This is a genomic window from Pseudomonas avellanae BPIC 631 (genome assembly GCF_000444135.1).
Classification (GTDB): domain Bacteria; phylum Pseudomonadota; class Gammaproteobacteria; order Pseudomonadales; family Pseudomonadaceae; genus Aquipseudomonas; species Aquipseudomonas avellanae.
The window spans coordinates 1-2,754 of the sequence record NZ_ATDK01000484.1 but is presented as its reverse complement, the minus strand read 5'-3'; the positions used below and the strand labels follow the sequence as shown (position 1 = coordinate 2,754).

General features: G+C 50.8%; 2 protein-coding genes and 1 pseudogene. 1 reads left to right on the top strand and 2 read right to left on the bottom strand.

The window, feature by feature from the left end; all coding sequences use genetic code 11:
- Window positions 1-105: 105 nt before the first annotated feature.
- Window positions 106-907 (top strand): annotated as a pseudogene (locus DW49_RS1000000131105) (IS3-like element IS51 family transposase); the annotation flags it as partial.
- A 113-nt stretch (window positions 908-1,020) separates the two neighbouring features.
- Here the strand turns inward: DW49_RS1000000131105 and DW49_RS1000000131100 are convergent.
- Together DW49_RS1000000131100 and DW49_RS0124140 are read right to left on the bottom strand one after the other, a co-directional pair.
- Window positions 1,021-1,608 carry an AvrPphF family type III effector gene (locus DW49_RS1000000131100; protein ID WP_081591645.1) on the bottom strand — a complete coding sequence of 196 codons (588 nt, stop codon included), beginning with the start codon at window positions 1,606-1,608 and terminating at the stop codon, window positions 1,021-1,023.
- Between the two features lie 10 nt (window positions 1,609-1,618).
- A complete protein-coding gene (locus DW49_RS0124140; protein WP_024420708.1) occupies window positions 1,619-2,014 on the bottom strand; it encodes a CesT family type III secretion system chaperone in 396 nt (131 codons plus the stop codon).
- Window positions 2,015-2,754: the final 740 nt, after the last annotated feature.

Sequence of the window (2,754 nt, the reverse complement as noted above, 5' to 3'; positions counted from 1 at the left end):
CTGCATAAGTAACGCATCAGCGTCTTCCTACGCATCGCTATGAAGACATGACGCCTCCTTCATAGCGTCAACTTGATGCATAGGCATTTTGAAATTCCTATGCATCAAGCTGACCCCAGCCAGCGGTCAGCACGTGCGCAGCGTGACCAGGAACTGGGTGAGCATATCCAGCGAGTCTGGGATGAGCACTTCCAGGTATATGGCGTGCGCAAGGTCTGGCGACAGTTGCTGCGTGAAGGCCAGCAAGTCGCCCGCTGTACGGTGCAACGCCTGATGGGAGAGCTGGGTCTGCAAGGCGTGGTACGCGGCAAGCCCGTCAAGACGACGGTCAGCGACCAAGCCAGGCCGTGCCCGCAGGATCATGTCAACCGTCAGTTTGTGGCTGAGTGCCCGAACGCCCTATGGGTATCGGACTTTACCTACGTCAGTACCTGGCAGGGTTTTGTTTACGTGGCCTTCATCATTGATGTCTTTGCCCGATTCATCGTCGGTTGGAAGGTGTCCAGTTCAGCGCGTACCGATTTTGTACTCGATGCACTGGAGCAAGCCCTTTGCGCCCGTCGCCCAGTCAAGCAGGGTGGACTCATTCACCACAGTGACCGTGGCGTGCAGTACGTGTCAATTCGCTATACCGAGCGTCTTGTCGAAGCCGGTATTGAGCCATCGGTCGGGAGTGTCGGTGACTCTTACGACAATGCTTTGGCTGAGACCATCAATGGTCTTTACAAGGCTGAAGTGATTCATCGACGCTCTTGGCCCACACGGGGGGGCGGTGGAGCTGGAAACCCTGAAATGGGTGGACTGGTTCAATCACCGCCGCCTGCTGGAGCCAATCGGTCATATTCCACCGGTCGAGGCAGAAGCAATCTATTATCAGCAACTCACCGAGTCTGCCCAGGTGGCATGACTCAAACAAAAGGGTCTCCGAGAAACCCGGGGCGGTTCACTCAGCTAATCTCGAATCGCGTGAGCCCACTACGGTTTAGCGAGCCCACGCATTTCAAATGCGAGCAGCTACACTTAGTCAATCTGTTCAGCTGGCACGCTTTGTCCTTCAGGTAGAGTGATGACTAACGGGATCGTGTTTTGTCTATCTCCCCCCGCAGCAGAATTATCAAGATAAACTTTCCCGCCTCGATCAATAAAATCACCTAGCCGCATCCGAACATTGATATCCCCATCGCGACTATATGAAGGCCCACCTGTCATTACGTTCAATGAGGGGCCTAGGTCACGAGCCTCACGAATGACTGGCCAATACGCATTTGAGGTCCCTTCAGGGAAGCCGCCATTTGGATTTGGCCTCAGACTCTCATGATCACGAACCCATGTCCTTGAAATGGGGTTACCGCTTACCCTGCCGTCGACAAGAAACTCAGGTGACATCGTTCGGTAAACCGGCGTATTTTTTTTGAAATTAAACATGCGCATAGGATCTTGCCGTTCTAAAAACCGTTTACGCTCAGTAGAGTTTAGCTGGTCTACAGACGTAATACGATTTCCGCCGCTGCTGGCTTGGTTTTCGTGCGACGCGACATGCTGAGGTGAACAGGTATTAGATACTGCTGGACTATATTGGTTGCGACTGGATGATGCACATATGCCCATGGAAGATTCCTCACTTAAGATTGAAGTGGTTTTTTATTGCGCTACTGCTATCGATAAAGTGCTCAAAACTTGCGATCCCCTGTGCGCCTTCGATGTCCGCTGGCAACAGCCGAGCATGCAAAATCAGATTATATTGATTATCAAGACCTAATATCAGACAGGGTTTTTTTAGGCTAAAGTCATTGGCTTGAAGTAGCTCACGACTAAATCCTTCGTACTTATCTTGATACGCACCAAGAGTGCTATGTAAATAAATACAACCGTCACGTTCTCCATAAATCTTAACGGGAATATCGTCGTTGACCATAAAGCGATAAACCTCATCCTCGAACTGCTTTCCGGCTGGCGTAGGTAGCTTGTAACGCGCTATCAGCGCATCCACCCATCGATCAAAATTTGTTTTCATATGTTTTTCCCATTCGTAGATGACACATATGATGTCTGTGGTCGATATTATGGGTTTAGTTCCATAGCGGCATACCAGGATTCCGGGCGGCCCGTGTTTTTCGGCTGGATTTAGCCCCCGGTGTCAGGATAGTTGTCGCCTCTCCGATTTTTTCTAAAAAGCATATCGGGGTTGTAAGCCGGAATCCCAGAAATTTCCGTCATGGGCGGGAAGCCAGTACTGGTGCGGATTGACGCCAAACAGTTATTTTCCGGCTGCGACGTCGCCAAGCCGAAAACTGTTTGATTGAGCGGCCAAAACATGTACGGAAAACCGTGTCGGATAGCAAAAGCAGCCGTAAACCGCTCTGGTGACGTTTTCCGACGGAATTTTCCGGGGTTCCGGCTTACACCCCCGTACAGAAGATCAAAGCCCGATATTTAGCTCCGACGAAATCATCGTATTGTTGCACGACGAAGGAGATCAGGGACGACTCTTCAAGCTTAGAGGCTGGTAATTGGGGTCTGGGGAGCAATGGAACAGGGAAGTCAGTTAAGACCTCCGACCATGCATAACAGCCGACGGCCTCGCCTCGTTAAATCTTGTCTGAAGATTATCCTCTTTCAGACAGTTAAGTCGGTTGGCTGTTACATTGCTCCCCGGCCCCCTAATTCCTGAATAATGGGGGTTTAAGCTGATCACTGTGCCAGTGTACTGTTTTCGAAAAAATCAGCCACCAAATCGCAAAGATCGGAAGAGCG

Excerpts from the sequence above, each read along its gene's own strand:
- DW49_RS1000000131100 (WP_081591645.1), bottom strand. The coding sequence starts at position 1,608 with ATGGGCATATGTGCATCATCCAGTCGCAACCAATATAGTCCAGCAGTA.
- DW49_RS0124140 (WP_024420708.1), bottom strand. The coding sequence starts at position 2,014 with ATGAAAACAAATTTTGATCGATGGGTGGATGCGCTGATAGCGCGTTAC.